At 73.2% G+C, this 17,711-nt stretch carries 16 protein-coding genes; 8 read left to right on the plus strand and 8 right to left on the minus strand.

What is annotated here, in order from left to right; all coding sequences use genetic code 11:
- Positions 1 to 778, minus strand: a 778-nt coding sequence (locus tag ACN6LM_RS18965) for a hypothetical protein (protein WP_445066569.1), incomplete at its 3' end; no start/stop codon positions are given.
- 87 nt (positions 779 to 865) lie between these two features.
- Here ACN6LM_RS18965 and ACN6LM_RS18970 point away from each other — a divergent pair.
- Positions 866 to 1,366, plus strand: coding sequence for a GNAT family N-acetyltransferase (locus tag ACN6LM_RS18970; RefSeq protein ID WP_445066570.1), 501 nt, complete (start codon positions 866 to 868; stop codon positions 1,364 to 1,366).
- Positions 1,367 to 1,405: 39 nt separating this feature from the next.
- On the opposite strand, the gene ACN6LM_RS18975 is transcribed toward ACN6LM_RS18970, so the two are convergent.
- A complete protein-coding gene (locus tag ACN6LM_RS18975; RefSeq protein WP_445066571.1) occupies positions 1,406 to 2,524 on the minus strand; it encodes a ferritin-like domain-containing protein in 1,119 nt (372 codons plus the stop codon).
- Between the two features lie 177 nt (positions 2,525 to 2,701).
- Here ACN6LM_RS18975 and ACN6LM_RS18980 point away from each other — a divergent pair, with 177 nt between their 5' ends.
- From ACN6LM_RS18980 to ACN6LM_RS19000, 5 genes are all read left to right on the plus strand, one after another.
- Positions 2,702 to 3,637, plus strand: coding sequence for an AurF N-oxygenase family protein (locus ACN6LM_RS18980; RefSeq protein ID WP_445066572.1), 936 nt, complete (start codon positions 2,702 to 2,704; stop codon positions 3,635 to 3,637).
- A gap of 26 nt (positions 3,638 to 3,663) precedes the next feature.
- Positions 3,664 to 4,416 (plus strand): TetR/AcrR family transcriptional regulator, encoded by a 753-nt coding sequence (locus tag ACN6LM_RS18985; protein ID WP_445066573.1) that lies wholly within the window; start codon positions 3,664 to 3,666, stop codon positions 4,414 to 4,416.
- A 17-nt stretch (positions 4,417 to 4,433) separates the two neighbouring features.
- The gene (locus tag ACN6LM_RS18990; RefSeq protein ID WP_445066574.1) at positions 4,434 to 4,724 is read left to right on the plus strand and encodes a hypothetical protein; all 291 of its coding nucleotides are present in this window, start codon (positions 4,434 to 4,436) and stop codon (positions 4,722 to 4,724) included.
- A gap of 59 nt (positions 4,725 to 4,783) precedes the next feature.
- On the plus strand, positions 4,784 to 7,531 hold the full coding sequence (locus ACN6LM_RS18995) for an outer membrane protein assembly factor BamB family protein (protein ID WP_445066575.1): 2,748 nt from the start codon (positions 4,784 to 4,786) through the stop codon (positions 7,529 to 7,531).
- A gap of 156 nt (positions 7,532 to 7,687) precedes the next feature.
- Positions 7,688 to 8,845 (plus strand): C40 family peptidase, encoded by a 1,158-nt coding sequence (locus tag ACN6LM_RS19000; RefSeq protein ID WP_445066576.1) that lies wholly within the window; start codon positions 7,688 to 7,690, stop codon positions 8,843 to 8,845.
- Positions 8,846 to 8,870: 25 nt separating this feature from the next.
- Here the strand turns inward: ACN6LM_RS19000 and ACN6LM_RS19005 are convergent, their stop codons facing one another.
- The 5 genes from ACN6LM_RS19005 to ACN6LM_RS19025 are packed head-to-tail and all read right to left on the minus strand — an operon-like array spanning position 8,871 to position 14,816.
- Entirely contained in the window at positions 8,871 to 10,112 is a 1,242-nt protein-coding gene (locus ACN6LM_RS19005) for a styrene monooxygenase/indole monooxygenase family protein (protein ID WP_445066577.1), read from the minus strand.
- Between the two features lie 40 nt (positions 10,113 to 10,152).
- Complete coding sequence (locus tag ACN6LM_RS19010; RefSeq protein WP_164402939.1) at positions 10,153 to 10,800, minus strand: GTP-binding protein; 648 nt, start codon at positions 10,798 to 10,800, stop codon at positions 10,153 to 10,155.
- A complete protein-coding gene (locus ACN6LM_RS19015; protein ID WP_425808428.1) occupies positions 10,781 to 11,197 on the minus strand; it encodes a DUF742 domain-containing protein in 417 nt (138 codons plus the stop codon). Before ACN6LM_RS19015 ends, ACN6LM_RS19010 begins: the two co-directional genes overlap by 20 nt.
- The gene (locus tag ACN6LM_RS19020) at positions 11,194 to 11,676 is read right to left on the minus strand and encodes a roadblock/LC7 domain-containing protein (RefSeq protein ID WP_445066578.1); all 483 of its coding nucleotides are present in this window, start codon (positions 11,674 to 11,676) and stop codon (positions 11,194 to 11,196) included. The genes ACN6LM_RS19015 and ACN6LM_RS19020 overlap by 4 nt, the downstream gene beginning before the upstream one ends.
- Entirely contained in the window at positions 11,673 to 14,816 is a 3,144-nt protein-coding gene (locus ACN6LM_RS19025; RefSeq protein ID WP_445066579.1) for a nitrate- and nitrite sensing domain-containing protein, read from the minus strand. The genes ACN6LM_RS19020 and ACN6LM_RS19025 overlap by 4 nt, the downstream gene beginning before the upstream one ends.
- A 364-nt stretch (positions 14,817 to 15,180) precedes the next feature.
- Between ACN6LM_RS19025 and ACN6LM_RS19030 the strand changes: the two genes are divergently transcribed.
- A complete protein-coding gene (locus ACN6LM_RS19030) occupies positions 15,181 to 15,963 on the plus strand; it encodes a hypothetical protein (protein WP_445066580.1) in 783 nt (260 codons plus the stop codon).
- A gap of 21 nt (positions 15,964 to 15,984) precedes the next feature.
- Here ACN6LM_RS19030 and ACN6LM_RS19035 read toward each other — a convergent pair whose 3' ends face one another.
- Positions 15,985 to 16,467 carry a MarR family winged helix-turn-helix transcriptional regulator gene (locus ACN6LM_RS19035; RefSeq protein WP_445066581.1) on the minus strand — a complete coding sequence of 161 codons (483 nt, stop codon included), beginning with the start codon at positions 16,465 to 16,467 and terminating at the stop codon, positions 15,985 to 15,987.
- A 240-nt stretch (positions 16,468 to 16,707) separates the two neighbouring features.
- Between ACN6LM_RS19035 and ACN6LM_RS19040 the strand changes: the two genes are divergently transcribed.
- Positions 16,708 to 17,550 (plus strand): lysozyme, encoded by an 843-nt coding sequence (locus tag ACN6LM_RS19040; RefSeq protein ID WP_445066582.1) that lies wholly within the window; start codon positions 16,708 to 16,710, stop codon positions 17,548 to 17,550.
- The last annotated feature ends 161 nt before the right edge of the window (positions 17,551 to 17,711 follow it).

The following is a 17,711-nucleotide window of genomic DNA, read 5'->3' on the forward strand; positions in this document are numbered from 1 at the left end:
CCCCCTCCCCCCCCCCCCCCCCCCCCCCCCCCCCCCCGGGGTCCTGGAGCGCGGTCTCGGCGGTGACGACGGCGACGAAGGAGGCGGTGTTCTCGTCGCCCCACGCGCACATGGGCAGCGTGCTGGTGACGCCCCCGTCCTCGGAGCGGACGACCTCGCAGGCGACGGTGATCCCGTAGCCCTCGGGCGTGAACTCCCGTGCGGGCACCGCCACGGTCATCCCCTCGGTCTCGGCGGCCCCGTCGAGGATCGTGTCGCGGGAGAACTCGGGCTTCTTGATGCGCCCCCACATCCCGGAGACGATCAGCGTCCCGCCGTCCTTCGACGCGTACTGGGTGATCACCGCCTTGGGGTCGCGGATGGTCGGGTCGTACGTGTCCTCGATGTCCTTGCCGTCCGTCGCCGAGGTGTCCTCCTGAAGGGTGTACTCGCCCTCCAGCAGCGTCTTCGGCACGGTCAGCCGGTACTCGGCCGCCGGGAACCCCGAGGACACCGGCAGCTTGTCGTCGGCCGCGTCCCCCAGTTGTACGACGCCGAAGACGATGCCGCCCGCGACCGCGAGCGCCCCGACGACGACCGCCGCGATCACCCCGGGCCGGGCCCGCCGGGGCGGAGGGAACCCGGGCCCGCCGGGCGGCGGCCCCCACGGCTGGGGCACGGACCCCTGCGGGGCTCCCCAGGGCTGCTGCTGGGCGTACGGATTCGGCTGGGGCGGCGGCGGGCCGTAGGGGCCCTGGGGTGCGCCGTAAGGACCCTGCGGCGGCGGGGGCATGCTCATGCCGCCCAAGCTACGGCATGCGCGCGCCAGGTCTCCCGGGGCCTGCCCGGCCGCAGGCGCGAGGCGCCCTCGTGCCATTCTCGGGCCATGGACGACCGACGCCCCGTCTCCGTGGAATGCCCGCCGCCCGGCTCACTGCACGCCGTGCCCGGCCTGGCCGCGCTGCTCACCGGCTACCACCTGTGCACGGAGGCGGAGAAGGGCGTGCCCGTCGCGGTCGCGTCCGGGCTGCCCGACCGCTACCGGCTGGAGACCGAGGCCCCGGACCGCGCGTTCGCCGACGCCACCGTGCTCGTCGCCCGGGTCGGCGGTGCGGCGGTGGGGTGCGTCGCGGTCACCGGCCCGGTCGACGGCGCCGCCGAGATCAAGCGGCTCTGGACGGACCCCGCCGCGCGCGGCCGGGGCGTGGCCTCCGCGCTGCTCGGAACCGCGCTGGAGCAGGCCGGCCGCGCGGACGCCCGCACCGTGCGGCTCTCCGTCTGGCGGTGGCGCACCGGGGCCGTCGCGCTCTACGAACGCCTCGGCTTCACCGTCGTACCGTCATGGGACGACCGCGCGGACCTCGTCTGCATGGAGCGGGCCGCGTAGCGCACCGCCGCGTGGAGGGCCGCGCGGCCGTCGTGCTCCTCAGTCCCCTGTTCCATCCGCCCCGCCCTGCGCGATCGCCTCGGCCACTTCCGCCACCCTCGCCCGCTCCTCCGCCTCGAAGCGGTCCTTGTCGAGCTGTTCGGCGATCTCCTCGTCCTGCGCCATGAGCAGGTCCAGGCTGGAGTCGCCGAGTTCGAGGACGCCCATGTCGACGTACGCCTTCTGGAGCCGTTCGCCCCACAGGCCGATGTCCTTGACGCACGGGACGATGCGGCTGAACAGGAGCTTGCGGAAGAGCTGGAGGAATTCGGAGTGTTCGGAGAGCTCCTTCGCCTCCTGCCTGCCGACGCCGAAGTTCTCCAGGACCTCGACCCCGCTGAGCCGGTCGCGCATCAGGTAGCAGCCCTCGATGACGAACTCCTCGCGCTCGCGCCGTTCCGCGTCGCTGAGCTGCTTGTAGTAGTCGCGCAGCGCCATCCGCCCGAAGGCGACGTGGCGGGCCTCGTCCTGCATGACGTAGGCGAGTATCTGCTTGGGCAGCGGCTCGGTGGTGGTGTCCCGGATCATGCCGAACGCGGCCAGCGCCAGGCCCTCGATGAGGACCTGCATGCCGAGGTAGGGCATGTCCCAGCGGGAGTCGCGCAGGGTGTCGCCGAGCAGGCCCTGAAGGCTGTCGTTGACCGGGTAGAGCATCCCGATCTTCTCGTGCAGGAACCGGCCGTAGATCTCCGCGTGCCGGGCCTCGTCCATGGCCTGGGTCGCGGAGTAGAACTTGGCGTCCAGGTCGGGGACGGCCTCCACGATGCGGGCGGCGCAGATCATCGCGCCCTGCTCGCCGTGCAGGAACTGGCTGAACTGCCAGGAGGCGTAGTGCTTGCGCAGCTCGCCCCGGTCCTTCTCGGTCATCCGCGCCCAGTGCGGGGTGCCGTACAGGGGCAGGGCCTCGTCGGGGGTGCCGAGCGGGTCGGCGGGATCGACCTCCAGGCTCCAGTCGATGCGCTTGTTGCCGTCCCACTGCTTGTCCTTGCCCTTCTGGTACAGGGCGAGAAGGCGCTCGCGGCCGTCGTCGTAGTCCCAGCTGAAGCGGGCGGCGCCGGTGGCGGGCACGGTCCACAGCGGTTCCTCGGGGGCGGTGGTGTAGAGGTCGTGGGTCGACACGTACGGCTCCTTCGCCTCGCGAATGCCGGGAAGTCGGCGGGCTCCCCGCTCAGTTGGCAGGTTCACACGTTGGTAGACGCGCGGTCAACAAGTCGCGCACAAGGGATTGACGGGCTTGCTGACAAGCAGTCTCATAGTGAGTGACCGTCGGTAACCCATGGGTGAGGTGCCTCCGCGATGACGACCGTGACCGAAAGCGACCTGCAGGCGCTCCGCGACGCACTCGGCCCGCTGCGCGGCCGCGAGCAGATCGCCGAGCGGCTCCTGGAAGCGTCCGCCAAGCACTCCTTCGACCCGGACAAGGAGCTCGACTGGGACGCGCTGCCGGAGGACGGCAAGTGGTTCTGGCCGCCCGAGCTGGTCTCGCTCTACGACACCCCGCTGTGGAAGCGCATGTCGCACGACCAGCGCCAGGAACTGGCCCGGCACGAGGCCGCCTCGCTCGCCTCGCTCGGCATCTGGTTCGAGATCATCCTCATGCAGCTGCTCGTACGGCACGTCTACGACAAGCCCCCGACCAGCAGCCACGTCCGCTACGCGCTCACCGAGATCGCCGACGAGTGCCGGCACTCGATGATGTTCGGCCGCATGATCACCTGGGGCGGCGGGCCCACGTACACCGTGCCGCGCCGCTACCACAACATGGCGCGCGTCCTGAAGAGCGTCTCCACGACGCCCGGTTCGTTCGCCGGAACGCTCCTCGGCGAGGAGATCCTCGACTGGATGCAGCGGCTGACCTTCCCCGACGAGCGCGTCCAGCCCCTGGTGCGCGGCGTGACCCGGATCCACGTCATCGAGGAGGCGCGGCACGTCCGCTACGCCCGCGAGGAGCTGCGCCGCCAGATGGTGACCGCGCCCCGCTGGGAACGCGAACTGGCCCGCGTCAGCTGCGGACAGGCGGCCCGCGTCTTCTCCGTCTGCTTCGTCAACCCGCAGGTGTACGAGAACGTGGGGCTGAACCGCCACGAGGCGGTCGCCCAGGTGAAGGCCAGCGGGCACCGGACGGAGGTCATGCAGACGGGCGCCAAGCGGCTGACCGACTTCTTCGAGGACATCGGCGTCCTGAACGGGGTGGGGCGCCGGCTCTGGAAGAGCTCGGGCCTGCTGGCGTGAAGGTGGGTGCGCTTAGTCTGGGGGCCATGACCCCAGCTGCCGCCGCGCCGCCCGGCCGCGCGTACCGAAGACTCAGCGTCGAGGAGCGCCGCGCCCAGCTGCTCGGCGCGGCGCTCACGCTCTTCGCGCACCGGCCCCCCGACGAGGTCTCGCTGGACGAGGTCGCGACCGTGGCCGGGGTGTCGCGTCCGCTGGTGTACCGCTACTTCCCGGGCGGGCGGCAGCAGTTGTACGAGGCGGCGCTCCGCTCGGCCGCCGAGCAGCTGAAACTGTGCTTCGCGGAGCCCGCCGAGGGCCCGCCGACCGAGCGGGTCACCCGCGTCCTCGACCGCTACCTGGCCTTCGTGGACGAGCACGACGCCGGATTCAGCGCCCTGCTCCGGGGCGGCAGCGTCGCCGAGACCTCCCGGACGAACACCATCGTGGACGAGGTGCGCCGCTCGGCGGCCGAGCAGATCCTGCTGCACCTGGGCCACGGCGAGCACAGCGGACCCGCGCCCCGGATGAGCATGATGGTGCGCACCTGGATCGCGGCGGTCGAGGCGGCCTCGCTGATCTGGCTGGACGAGGGCAAGCGGCCGGACGCGGCCGAACTGCGGGACTGGCTGGTCGACCAGTTCATCGGCCTGCTGGCCGTCACCTCGTCCTCGGACCCGCAGACCGCGGCCGCCGTGGCCGCGCTGCTCCCGCTGGAGACCGTGGAGGGCCCGGCCGGGCGGCTGGTGGACCGGCTGGCCCCGCTGACCGGCGTGGCCGCGCATCTGCTGCCGCCGGACTGATCAGTCAGACTTGACGGGTGAGAAGCGAGAACACCGCCTTCGTCGGCGGCCCGCTGGACGGCCGGGTCCTGCCCGTCCTCACCGGCGCGACCGGCCATCCGCCCCAGTGGTACGAGGTCCCGGTCCCGGACGCGGCCGGCGGGCCGCCCACGGTGTACGCGTACCGCAGGACCCCGGCCGGCCACACGAAGCGGCTCGGCATCCAGCGGGGGTGGATCTACGAGTACGCCCCCGGGGGGCGTGAGCGGAGCCGGCCCCGGTGGCCGTGGTCGAAGCCGGGCGGTGAGCCGCCGGAACCGCCCCACTAGGATCGACCGTCTGGTCCCTGGGGAGACGGACGGGGACGGGTCACAAGGGGGGATGCGCCATGGAGGCGCCGCGTCAGGACGAGCCACGCCACTTCGGGCCGTACACCGTGCTGGCCCGCTTGCGCGAGACGGCCGCCGCGGTGCAGTACCTCGCGCACCGCACGGACGCCGGCCTCGCGCACGGTACGGACGCCGGCCTCGCGCACGGTACGGACCCCGGCGAGCTCGTCGTGGTCACCGCCGCCCGGCCGGAGCTCGCCGCCTCGCCCGCCTTCCACCACCGCTTCGACACCGAGGCGCGCCTCGCGGGCCGGCTCGCCGGAGGCTGGGTCGACGAGCCGCTGGAGACCCGCACGGACGGCTCCGACGCTCCGTGGACCGCTGCGGCGTACGTCCCCGCGCTGACCCTGGCCGAGGCCATAGAGGCCGTCGGGCCGCTCCCCGGGCGTGCCGTGCGGATACTGGGCGCCGGCATCGCCGAGACCCTGTCCCGGGTCCACGCCACCGGCGCCGTGCTGCACGGCCTCGCGCCCGGGACCGTGCTGCTCGCCGAGGACGGCCCCCGGCTCACCGCCTTCGGCCCGCTGGGTGCGGCGGCGGAGGCGTCGGCGGGCCCGGGCGGCAGGCTCTCCGTACGGCTCGGCTATCTGACCCCCGAGCAGCTCGCGGGCGAGGAGGCGGGCCCGGCCTCCGACCTCTTCGTGCTCGGCCTGCTGCTCGCCTACGCGGCGACCGGGACGACCCCGCTGGCCGACGGCCCCCCGGCCGAGGCCGCCGACCGCATCGCTCAGGCCGCCCCGGAACTGACCGGGGTCCCCGACGAGTTGCGCGACCTGATCGCCCGCTGCCTGGCGAAGGACCCGGCCGACCGGCCCACGGCGGGCACGGTGGCCGCCGAACTCGCCCTGGAGGGCGCAGCGGCCCTGGCCGCGGGCGGCTGGCTCCCGGAGGGGCTGGCGGCGGCGGTGGCCGAGCAGGGCGTCCGGGCCGGGCGGCTGGCGGCCGCGCCCGAGCATTCCGTGTCCATGAAGAACGCGTCTGTGGAGAACCCCGTGCCCGATCAGTATCCGGCGTCCGACGAGAACCCCTCGGGCGCCCGGGGCGCCAACGCCCCGAAGTCGTACGGGGACGTGTGGGACGCCGTCGCGCCCGCGCCCCAGCCGCCGGCGCCCGAGCCCGACATACAGGACGCCGTGCCGCCGCAGCACCGGGCGACGCCGGTGCCCGAGTGGCAGCAGCCGACGGTCGCCGCGGGCGGCACGGTCCCGGACGCGTCCACCGCCGCGCCGGACACCCGCACCACGCAGCTCGGGGCGATCGGGCAGCCGGGGCAGCCCGGGCAGCAGGCTCCGTGGCCGGACCAGTCCGCCTACGGGTACCCGCAGCCGCAGCACCCGTACGCGCAGCAGACCGCCCAGCCCGCCCCGCTGCCGCTGCCGCCCGCGCCCCTCCCGAACATCGCCCCGCCCGCCGAGCCCCGGCGGTCCGGGGTCAGCCGGCGCGGGCTGCTGTTCGGGGCGGTGGGCGGCGTGGCCGGTCTGCTGGTCGGCGGCGGGACGCTGTACGCGCTGACCTCGGGCGACGACGAGCCCGGCCCGGACCCCAAGCCGGCGCCGACGTCCGGCGGGCCCAGCGTCGCGGGGGTGGCCCCGGCACCGCGCTGGGTCTACCACCACCCGGCTGAGGAACCGGTCCCGCTCACCGCCGCCCTGTGGAACGACCGCCTGCTCGTGATGTCGGACGAGAGCCAGGTCATCGCCGTCGATCTGCGCACCGGGCGCCGGCTCTGGGCGAACCCGGTCGGCGCCCCGGGCCGGGCCGCCCTCCCGGTCGACGAGGAGCACTGCCTCGTGGCGGGCCGCACCGAGATGCTGTGGCTCGCGGTGAAGGACGGCAGTACCGCCCACCGGGTGGCCTACACCGAAGCGTTCAAGGACGCGCCGGGGCTGGCCGTACGGACGCTCGTCGGGGCGGACGGCGCGACCGTCTGGTTCACCGGCTCGACCAAGGCCACCGTGAAGGCGCCCAAGCCGAAGAAGGGCGAGAAGCCCGGCAAGGACAAGCAGGTCGTCAAGTCGTACCTGTTCGCGTACGACACCGTGCGGCGCAGGGAGCTGTGGCGGACCCAGGTGCCCAACGGCCGCGGAGCCCTGCCGCCGACCTACTGGACGATCGCGGTGCGCCCGGACTCCCTCATCGTGCGCCAGCGCCCGTCGACCCTCACCGGCCGCCAGGTGAAGGCGTACAAGAAGAGGATCCGCTTCCACAGTTTCGACCGCGAGACCGGGAAGCTCCAGTGGTCCAAGCCCCTGGGCACCGTCGGTCTCACCGCCCAGGCCATGGGCGACGGGGACGGCGTGGTCTACGCGGCGGACGGCGCCGACCTCCGCGCCTTCGACACGTCCGGCGACAAGGTGAAGTGGACGGTGAAGGGCGGTCGCGGCTCGGTCTTCGGGGCCTCCGTCCTGGCCAAGGACGTGCTGCACACGACCAACGTCAACCAGCAGGTGGGAGCGGTCGACCCGGCGAGCGGCCAGGTCAAGTGGCGCCGCTCCACGGAGGCGACGCCCGACAAGGCGACCCCGGTCCTCACCGTCACGCCCTCCGGCTCCACCGTCCTGGCGGCGGGCACCGGCCAGGTCACCGCCTTCTCCGCCGCCGACGGCAAGCGCCTCTGGAAGTTCCAGGACATCGGCAACCAGGCCCCGGAGGGCGAGACCGTCACGGCCGGCTACCAGGTGCTGGCGTACGACAAGACGGCGATCGTCCGGCGCGGACGCACGGTGTACGCGTTCCCGGTCGCCTGACGAAGCCCACCGCCTTCCGGGCGAATCCGGGAGGCGGTGGAGGGTCGCCACGGCCGTGGCTTCTTGCATCGCCCCGTCGCACGGGTGAGCGTATGAACGAATTGCGCTCACTCATGGGGTAGTCGCACGATTCACCCCGGTTCCGGAGGTGATGTCGTGTTGTCGGGCACCCTGGTACGTTCCCTCGGTTCGGCGGCCCTGGCCGCCGTCGTCGTGGTCTCGCCGGCCACCGCCGTGGCCGCCCCCTCGCCCGGCACGGGCGGATCCCCCGGTGCACCGGCCGGCGGGGCCGCCGGGCTGCTGACCGAGTTGCGGCTCCTCTACCAGCAGGCCGAAGAGGCCACCGAGACCTACAACGGCACGACGGCCGAGCTGAAGAAGCGGGCCGCGAAGGCGAAGAAGCTCGACGCGGCACTCGCCACCGCGCGGCGCTCGCTGACCAGAGGCCGTGACGCGGCCGGGCAGCTGGCCCGCGAGCAGTACCAGGGCCGGTCCGAGCTCTCCGCGTACCTGCGGCTGCTGCTGATGCGCGACCCCGAGGCCGCCCTGACCCAGGGACAGGTCATCCAGCGGCTCGCCGCCGGGCGGGCGGCGGCCGTGCGGCGGCTCGGCGCGGCCGAGAAGCGGGCCGGCGAGCTGGCGAAGGAGTCCCGCAAGGTGCTCGCCGAGCAGCGGACCCTGGCCGCGCGGAAGAAGAAGGACCGCGACACCGTACGGTCCCGGCTGAAACAGGTGGAGGCGAAGATCGCCACGCTCTCCGCGGACCAGCTGGCCGAGGTCTCCGGGCTGGAGCGGAAGAACACCGACAAGGCCCAGAACGCCCTGGTGGCCTCCGGTGCGCTCTCCTCGTCCCGCCCGCCGACCGCCCAGGGCGGCGAGGCCGTCCAGTACGCGGTCCGCCAGATCGGCAAGCCGTACGTGTGGGGCGCGGAGGGGCCGGGTTCGTTCGACTGCTCCGGGCTCACCTCGCAGGCGTGGGCGAGCGCCGGGCGCGTCATCCCGCGCACCTCGCAGGAGCAGTGGCGCCTGCTGACCAGGGTCCCGATGAACGCGCTGCGCCCGGGTGACCTGGTGGTCTACTTCCCGAAGGCGACCCATGTGGCGCTGTACATCGGCAACGGCCTGGTGGTGCAGGCGCCCCGGCCCGGCACCAGCGTGAAGGTCTCGCCCGTGGCGTCCAACCCGGTGCTGGGCGCGGTCCGGCCCGACCCGGACGGCGCCCCGCTGGCCTCGTACAAGGGCCCGGAGCTGCCCGACGGGGCCGAGGACGGCTCGGACGAGGGGTACGGGGCCTCCTCGGCCCCGGGCGCGTGACGGCCGGGACCGGGAAGCCTCGGGATCAGGCGGCCGGGCCCGCCAGCGAGGCGAGGTAGGCGCTCGCCTTCTCCGGCTCGAAGAAGAAGTTCTCGAAGTCCGCCGGGTCGTTGAAGCCGTTGGCGAAGCGGTCCGCGACCGGCTGGAGCTGTCCGGCGGCGCCGATCAGGTTCAGCACGTGCTCCGGCGGGACGCCGAGCATGGCGTTGGTCCACTTGGTGACGTGCTGGGCCGTGTCCCAGTACCGGTCGAACGTGGCCTGCATCCACGCCTCGTCGAACTCGCGGTCGCCGTGCTCGACGATCGCGTCGAGGTAGGCGGCGGCGCACTTGGACGCCGAGTTGGAGCCCTGGCCGGTGATCGGGTCGTTGGCGACGACCACGTCCGCGACGCCGAGCACCAGGCCGCCGCCGGGCAGCCGGCCGACCGGCTTGCGCACGGTGGGGGCGTAGCGGCCGGCGAGGGTGCCGTTGGCGTCGGTCAGCTCGACCTTGGTGGCGCGGGCGTACTCCCAGGGCGTGAAGGCCTCCATCAGCTCCAGGGTCTTCGCCAGGTGCTCGGAGGGGTCCTTGACGCCCTGGAACGCGTCGAGCGGCCCGCCCGGGACGCCCTCCCAGAACAGGATGTCGGCGCGGCCGGACGTGGTCAGGGTCGGCATCACGAAGAGCTCGCCGACGCCCGGGACCAGGTTGCAGCGGACCGCGTCGAAGTCCGGGTGCTCCGGGCGCGGGCCCATGCCGTGGACGTACGCGACGGCCAGCGCGCGCTGCGGGGCGTCGAACGGCGAACGGGAGGCGTCCCGGCCGAACATCGAGACCAGCTCGCCCTTGCCGGCCGCGACCAGCACCAGGTCGTAGGTGCGGGAGAAGTAGTCCAGGTCGGAGACGGCCGCGCCGTGGATGACGAGCTGTCCGCCGCGCTGGGCGAAGGTGTCCATCCAGCCGGCCATCTTGACGCGCTGGTCCACGGACTGGGCGTATCCGTCGAGCTTGCCGACCCAGTCGACGGCCCGCGAGGAGTCGGGGGCGGCGACCGAGACGCCGAGCCCTTCGATGCGCGGGGCCTGGGACTCCCAGAAGTTGAGCTGGAGGTCCCGCTCGTGCTGGAGCGCGGTGTGGAACATGCACTGCGTGGACATGACCCGCCCCGAGCGGATCTCGTCGGCCGTGCGGTTGGACATCAGGGTGACTTCGTACCCCTTGGACTGGAGGCCCAGGGCGAGCTGGAGCCCGGACTGACCGGCTCCGACTATCAGTATCTTCCGCATCGCGGTTCTCCGTTGTGTGGTGCTGAGGGGAGGCTGGGGGCTACGCGGGGGTGGCGTCGAGCGCGTGGCCGACGAGGGCCAGCAGGGACTCGACCACCGTGATCCTGTTGCGCGCGTCCATGATCACTACCGGAACGTGCGCGGGTACGGTCAGGGCCTCCCGGACGTCCTCGGCCTCGAAGCCCGGCGTTCCCTCGAAGTGGTTGACGGCCACGATGTACGGCAGTCCGCAGCTCTCGAAGTAGTCGAGGGCGGGGAAGCAGTCGGCGAGGCGGCGGGTGTCGGCCATGACGACGGCACCGATCGCGCCGCGCACCAGGTCGTCCCACATGAACCAGAACCGCTGCTGGCCCGGCGTGCCGAACACGTACAGCACGAGGTCGTCGTCCAGCGTGAGCCGGCCGAAGTCCATGGCGACGGTCGTGGTGGCCTTGTCCGGGGTGGCGCTGAGGTCGTCGGTGTCCTCGCTGGCCCGGGTCATCATGGCCTCGGTCTGCAAGGGGGTGATCTCGGAGACCGCGGTCACGAACGTGGTCTTGCCGACGCCGAAGCCGCCCGCGACCACGATCTTCGTGGCGATCGGGGCCCGGGTGCGGTCCAGCTGCCAGGGCTGGAGCTTCTCTTCGGGCTGGTCCTCCGGGCCCGGCTGCCGCGGTGCGAACAGCGACTCAGAGACGGCGGAGTCCATCGAGCACCCTTTCGAGCAGTGCGCGGTCGGGCTGGCCGGTGCCGTGCCCGGTCCCGTACACGCGGATCTTTCCCTGGTCGGCCAAGTCGCTGAGCAGCACCCGGACCACGCCGAGCGGCATCTTCAGCAGCGCCGAGATCTCGGCGACGGTGCGCATCCGGCGGCAGAGCTCGACGATGGCCCTCAGCTCCGGCATCAGGCGGGTCGTCAGATTGCCGTTGGTGAGTTCGCGGCGCTCCTCGGGGGCCTCCAGCGCGGCGACGAACGTCTCGACCAGCAGGACGTGGCCGAAGCGGGTACGGCCGCCGGTGAGCGAGTACGGGCGGACCCGCGCGGGCCGTTTGCCGGCCCCCCGGACGGGCAGTTTGCGGGCGGGTCCGGCTGCGGCGTGGCTCACTGGGTGCTCTCCATCGATTTGCGCAGCTCACTGCGGAGTTCGGGGGTGAGTACGTGTCCGGCGCGGCCGACGAACAGCGCCATGTGGTACGCGATGACGCCCATGTCGCAGTCGGGGGCGGCGTGCACCCCGAGCAGCGAGCCGTCGCTGATCGACATGACGAAGACGCTGCCCTCGTCCATGGCGACCATGGTCTGCTTCACACCGCCGCCGTCCATCAGCTTCGCGGCGCCGACGGTGAGGCTGCCGATGCCGGAGACGATGGTCGCCAGGTCGGCGCTGGAACCGCGCGGTCCGTTCTGCGGGGCCGCGGGCTCGGCGGCGTCGTGGTGGCCGGGGTCGGAGGAGAGCAGCATCAGCCCGTCGGACGAGACGACGGTGACCGAGTGGACCCCTGGCACCTCCTCCACGAGATTGCTCAGCAACCAGTGCAGGTTCCGGGCCTCGGTGCTCAGCCCGAATGTGCTGGGCGCAGTCAACTGCGTGCCTCCTCGACTGTGTCCCCCGTCTCTCCGGTCCGGCCGTCGCTGCGGCCTGCCGGCTCGGCGTGCTCGGTACGTGTGGGGCTCGCGCCCTCGGCGAGTTCGGCCTCGACGTCGCGGCGGCCGTCCCTGGCCCCCTGCTGGAATCCACCGAGCCTGCGCCGCAGGGCCTCCTTGTCGACGCCCCCCCGCCGCTCGGCGACGGGGGCCCCGGCGGGCCGGACCACCTTGGGCGTCCGCTTGGGCAGCCCCTTGTCGGTGACGGTCTCGGCCTCGGGCCGACGGGGGCCGGGCACGGTGTCAGCCGCTGCGGGGGCCTCGGGCGCGGCGGGGACCGGGGCCTCGTCGGCGGCGCGCTCGTGGCGGTCGGGGCCGATGGCGTACGGGCCGGCGGGGGCCGCGTCCGCCGGGGGCGGGGGGCGGGGCAGGCGGACCTGGAGGGTGCGCTCGGGGTCGGTCTCGGGGGCGGCGGCAGCGGGCTCGGGGGCGGGCTCCGGCTCGGGGGTGGGGGTGGGCTCGGCGTCGGGTTCGGGGGTCGCTGCGGGTTCGGTGGCCGTAGGCGGCTCGGTGGCCTCGGGCGGCTCGGGGGCCACGTCGGCCTCAGGGGTCACGCCGGCCTCAGGGGCCACGCCGGCCTCGGGGGCCACCGGCATCTCCGCCGCCTCCGGGGCCACAGGCGCCTCAGGGGCCACGCCGGCCTCCGGGACCACCGGCGTCTCAGGGGCCACGTCGGCCTCCGGGACCACCGGCGTCTCCGCCGCCTCCGGGGCCACAGGCGCCTCAGGGGCCACGCCGGCCTCCGGGACCACCGGCGTCTCCGCCGCCTCCGGGGCCACAGGCGCCTCAGGGGCCACGCCGGCCTCCGGGACCACAGGCGCCTCCGGCGCCACCGCAGCCCCCGCGAGGGCCCTCTCCGCCGCCGCGATCATCGGGTCGTCCGAGGTGGACGCGGTGCGTCCCGGCAGGGTGTTGGAGTTGGCCTCGGCCACCGAACCCGGCAGGTTCAGCGCGGGCGCGTCGCCCGGGGCGGTGACCGACGGGGGCGTCGCGGCCGGGAGCGCCTTGGGCAGCAGGGCCTCGGGGAGGACGACGACCGCGGTCACCCCGCTCCCCTTCTGCTCGCGCAGCTCCACGCGTACGCCGTGCCGGGCGGCCAGCAGCGAGGTGACCTGGAGGCCGAGCCCGGCCCCGTCGGCGTTCTGCTCGCCGGCCTCGAAGAGCGCCGGGTCGGCCAGGCGGGTGTTGAGCTCGCCCATCCGTACGGACGACATGCCGATGCCCTCGTCCTGGACGGAGAGCATCACCTCACCGCTCTCCAGGAGCCAGCCGGAGAGCTGGACGTGGGAGTCGGGCGGCGAGAACGAGGTGGCGTTCTCCAGGAGCTCGGCGACCAGGTGGCTGAGGTCGTCCGCGGCGAACCCGGCGACCTGGGCGTGCGGCGGCAGGGACTGGATGGTGACCCGCTCGTACCGCTCGATCTCGCTGACGGCCGCGCGCAGGACGTCGACCAGCGGGATCGGGCCCGGGTGGCTCTGTCCGTGGTCCGCGCCCGCGAGGACCAGCATGTTCTCGCTGTGGCGGCGCATGACCGTGGCCATGTGGTCGAGCTTGAAGAGCGTGCCGAGCCGTTCCGGGTCCTGCTCGCGCTCCTCCAGGGACTCGATGACGCCGAGCTGCCGCTCGACCAGTCCGAGGGTGCGCAGCGAGAGGTTGACGAAGGTGTGGTGGACGGTGTTCTTCAGCTTCTCCAGCTGGGCCGTCAGGTCCGCTGCCCGTACCTGGAGTTCGGCGCGCTGCACCGTGAGGGCCTCGCGTCCGGCGAGCAGTTCGGCGCGCTCGGTCTCCAGGTGCGCGAAGCGCCCGTCGACCTCCCGGAGCAGTTCTCGCAGGCTGCCGTGCAAGGCGTTGATGGAGCGGACGGTCTGGGCGAACTCGTCGTTGCGGCCGGTGTAACGGACCGGTTCGGCGGTGGCCGGTTCGGCGGCGAGCCGGGCGGCGCCGATCCGGAGCACGGCGAGCGGCTGGGTGAGGGTGCGGGCGACGGCGGTGGAGACGGCGACCGCGACGAGCAGGCAGCCGCCGAGGAGGGCGATGCGCAGTTCGAGTGCGGTGACGTCGTCGTCGCGGAGCTGTTCGAGGCGCTGGACCTGGGTGGTGCCGAGCGCGGACTCCACGGAGCGCATCCGGTCGACCCGGGCGGCGAGGGCCGCGGCGACCTTCTTGCCGCTGACCTTCAGGTCGGAGTCGGACAGCTCGGGGCGGTCGGTCAGCTCGGCGAGGTACTTCTCGGCGCTGTTGACCTCGGGACCGGTGACGGTGGAGGCCAGCTTGTCGCGGGCGGTGGCGCCGGCGGACCGGTCGAAGTCGGCGAGCGCGGAGAGTTCACCGACCCGGGCCTGCTGGGCGGCGGCGCTCAGCGCGTCGCGGGTGCGGTCCTCCTTGGTCTCGCCCTCGTCCTCGCTCCGGACGGGCAGCCCGGTGAACGGGTCGATGCGCGGCGGGGCCGGCTCCGGGCGGGGTACGGCGAGCGCGGCGAGCAGCAGCCCCCGGGCGGCGGACGCCTCCTCGGTGGCCCGCCCGAGCGCCTGCGGGGTGCGGGTGGCGTCGGCGGCGCGCGGCGGGGTGGAGCGGGCGAGCTCGTCGGCGAGGCCGTGGAGTTTGGAGATGACCTCGGAGTACGCCTGGTGGGCCTCCAGGGCCGTGTCCTTGCCGCTGACCGCGTCGCGGCGCAGGGACGGAATGGCGGACAGGTCGCGCTGGAGGTCGGCCGGTGCCGTCTCCCGGATCTCGTCCACCCGCTGGTCGACGCGGGCGCCCCGGTTGCCCGGCTCGCCCTGCCGACCGCCCGCGATGTAGGCGGTGACCTCGTCGCGCTCGTCGGCGAGGGAGTGGGCCAGGGAGATCGCCTGCTGGTTCAGCTCGGCGAGGGTGACCAGGTGCTGCGAGTCGGTGAGGTCGGAGGAGGCGGCGAGCACGGCCGGTGTCCCCGCCGCTATGACGGTGATCCCGACGACGGCGACGCCCGCGACCAGCCGGCTGCGGACGCGCACGCGGCGACCGCCCTCGACCGGGGTCGTCGGCGCCGCCTCGGAACCGCTGTTGCTGCCGCCCTTGCTCCGAGGCCGCTTCTTCTGCACCGGTGCTCGCAATCTCGACTCGTCCGCCCTTGAAGCAGAGGTGACGCGCGGTCACGTGAACGAGCGTCCCGCCCCCTGGTACGGCTCCCGACCATTCCAGTGCTTTTCAGGAGGGGGCGCGCATCAACCGCTCCGCCACACGAACGAGTGAACATCACTCCCGAGTTGGCGAACAAGTCTCCCCAGCGGGCCCCGGCGCCATGCGTGGACACCGGCTGGAACTTCCGCGCGGGCTTTGGCAAGATGCCCGCCCGCACCTCCGGGCGGAGTGATTCCTTCCGCCTCGGTCGACCTCCTGACCTGCTGGTACACACCAATCGCAGTGCCGTGCAGGCGCGGTGAAGGCATCGTGCAGACTGGCCGCATGCGTATCGAACTCGCGACCGCCCCCGGCGCCCAGGACCGCCCGAACGAGGACTGGACGGCCTCGGTCCTCCCCGCGTCCGGTCGGGGCGGGGGGCTGGTGCTGCTCGACGGCGTGACCCCGCCGAAGGGCGACGCCGGTTGTGTGCACCCGGTTCCGTGGTTCACGGCCCGGCTGGGCGGCGCGCTGGTCGAACTGTCCGGTTCGCGGCGGGATCTGACCTTGCGGGAGATCCTCGCGGAGTCCATCCGGCGCACCGCGGACGCCCACCGCTCGACCTGTGACCTTTCTCACGTGCGTACGCCCCAGGCAACCGTCGTCGTGGTGCGTTGGGACGAGGCCGAGGTGGAGCACCTGGTGCTGTCCGATTCGGTGCTGCTCCTCGAATCGCCCGCCGGGGGTGTCCGCGCGGTGCTGGACGACCGGCTCGACCGGCTGCCCAGGGAGCTCCTGGTCTCGGACGCGGTGGCGGACGCCCGGGCGCGCAACAAGGAGGGCGGCTTCTTCACGGCCGCCGCCGACCCGGCCGCGGCGGAGCGCGCGGTCACCGGGCGGACGCCGCGCGCCGAGGTACGGGCCCTGGCCGCGATGACGGACGGGGCGAGCCGCTGGACCGAGATGTTCGGCGCGGGCGACTGGGCGTCATGTCTGGCGGTCCTGGCGAAGGAGGGCCCGCAGGCGCTGATCGACCGGGTCCGCGCCCTGGAGGACGCGGACACGGAGCGTCAGCACCTCCGGGGCAAGGCCCACGACGACGCGACGGCGGCGTACGTACTCCTGTGAGGCCGCACGCCCCCGGAGCGCTCAGTCCTCGGCGCGGGCGTTCAGCTGGTGCAGCAGGCGGGCGAGTTCCGCGACCTCGGCGCGGTCCCAGTCGGCCAGCTTGCGGACGTAGCGGTCGCGGCGGGCGTCGCGGACGCTCCGGAAGCGGGCGAGCCCTTCGTCGGTGAGGTGGACGAGGAACGCGCGCCCGTCGGCCGGATCGGGCTCGCGCGCCACCAGACCGAGCGCTTCGAGGGCGCGGAGCTGCCGGCTCATGGTGGCCTTGCCGACGCCGAAGTAGGCGGCGAGGTCGGTGGCCCGCTGCCGGCCTGCGGACTCCAGGCGTACGAAGAGGCCGTAGGCGGCGGCCTCCAGCTCGGGGTGCACCTCGCGCGCCATCTCGCCGGAATTGGCCCGCGCCCGGCGCAGGAAGACGGCCAACTCCAGCTCCAGGGCGAGGAATTCGTGGTCCACACCACTTCCTCCGGCAGCGTCGGGTTCACGTCCGCTTTCGCTCCCGTGCACGTCAACTCCCCTCAAGAGCTTTCCCGCAGATGAAAGTTTCTTCCGCCGTCGGCCATCACCGCAGCTCCGCCAGTATTTCGCAGGAGTAGACCAACGGCGCCGCCCAGGCCCCCTTCCGCCACACGGGTCTACGTGCGTAGCGTCATGCATGGCATGTCCACACCATGGCATGCATCCGGGGTCGCCACGCGGCGCCTCCCGGGTCGGCAGATCCCCCCACCGAGGTCTCGGAGGCACGCAATGCCCGTGCACAGATCCGGCTCCAAGAAGTCCCGCCGCTCACGCTTCGCCGCGGCCGGCACCCTGCTCGCAGCGCTCTCCCTCCTCATCGCGCTCCCCGGCGCGTCGAACGCGGCGGGCGGCGATCCCACCGCTCCCGCCCGCGGCACCGCCACCATGGGCATGGGCGTCGTCGCCCACGACGGCAAGGGCGGCCTGCCCGTCGGCTCCACCGTCACCCAGACCGAGGGCGTGGACGTCAGCAGCCACCAGGGCAACGTCGCCTGGTCCACGCTCTGGAACAGCGGCGTGAGGTGGGCGTACACCAAGGCCACCGAGGGGACGTACTACACGAACCCCTACTTCGCGCAGCAGTACAACGGCTCGTACAACGTCGGGATGATCCGCGGCTCGTACCACTTCGCCACGCCCGACACCACGAGCGGTGCCACCCAGGCCAACTACTTCGTGGACCACGGGGGCGGCTGGTCCAGGGACGGCAAGACCCTGCCGGGCGTGCTCGACATCGAGTGGAACCCGTACGGCGCGCAGTGCTACGGCAAGACCGCGTCCCAGATGGTCTCCTGGATCCGCGACTTCGTGAACACGTACAAGGCGCGCACCGGGCGCGACGCGGTGATCTACACCGCGACCAGCTGGTGGCAGTCCTGCACGGGCAACAACTCGAGCTTCGGGACGACCAACCCGCTGTGGGTGGCCCGGTACAACACCACGGTCGGCACGCTCCCGGCCGGCTGGGGCTTCTACACGATCTGGCAGTACACGTCCTCCGGCCCGACGGTGGGCGACCACAACCACTTCAACGGCGCCCTCGACCGCGTACAGGCACTCGCGAACGGCTAGGACGCGTTTCGGGCGGACGGCGCCACTTTCGAAACACCCCTGGCCTCCGGCCCCGCGGAGCCCGGTGACGTACCCCGTCGCCGGGCTTCGCCGCGTCCGGGCCACCCCACTATGAACCCGGTGTATACCTCACAGGTAGAGTCGCCGCTCCGGGTCGCACA

The organism is Streptomyces sp. SAS_281, from assembly GCF_052542855.1.

Bases quoted from the DNA above. Each gene is read 5' to 3' on its own strand.
- ACN6LM_RS19030 (WP_445066580.1), top strand. From the start codon at position 15,181: ATGCGTATCGAACTCGCGACCGCCCCCGGCGCCCAGGACCGCCCGAAC.
- ACN6LM_RS18985 (WP_445066573.1), top strand. From the start codon at position 3,664: ATGACCCCAGCTGCCGCCGCGCCGCCCGGCCGCGCGTACCGAAGACTC.
- ACN6LM_RS19005 (WP_445066577.1), bottom strand. From the start codon at position 10,112: ATGCGGAAGATACTGATAGTCGGAGCCGGTCAGTCCGGGCTCCAGCTC.
- ACN6LM_RS19010 (WP_164402939.1), bottom strand. From the start codon at position 10,800: ATGGACTCCGCCGTCTCTGAGTCGCTGTTCGCACCGCGGCAGCCGGGC.
- ACN6LM_RS19040 (WP_445066582.1), top strand. From the start codon at position 16,708: ATGCCCGTGCACAGATCCGGCTCCAAGAAGTCCCGCCGCTCACGCTTC.
- ACN6LM_RS18970 (WP_445066570.1), top strand. From the start codon at position 866: ATGGACGACCGACGCCCCGTCTCCGTGGAATGCCCGCCGCCCGGCTCA.
- ACN6LM_RS18995 (WP_445066575.1), top strand. From the start codon at position 4,784: ATGGAGGCGCCGCGTCAGGACGAGCCACGCCACTTCGGGCCGTACACC.
- ACN6LM_RS18980 (WP_445066572.1), top strand. From the start codon at position 2,702: ATGACGACCGTGACCGAAAGCGACCTGCAGGCGCTCCGCGACGCACTC.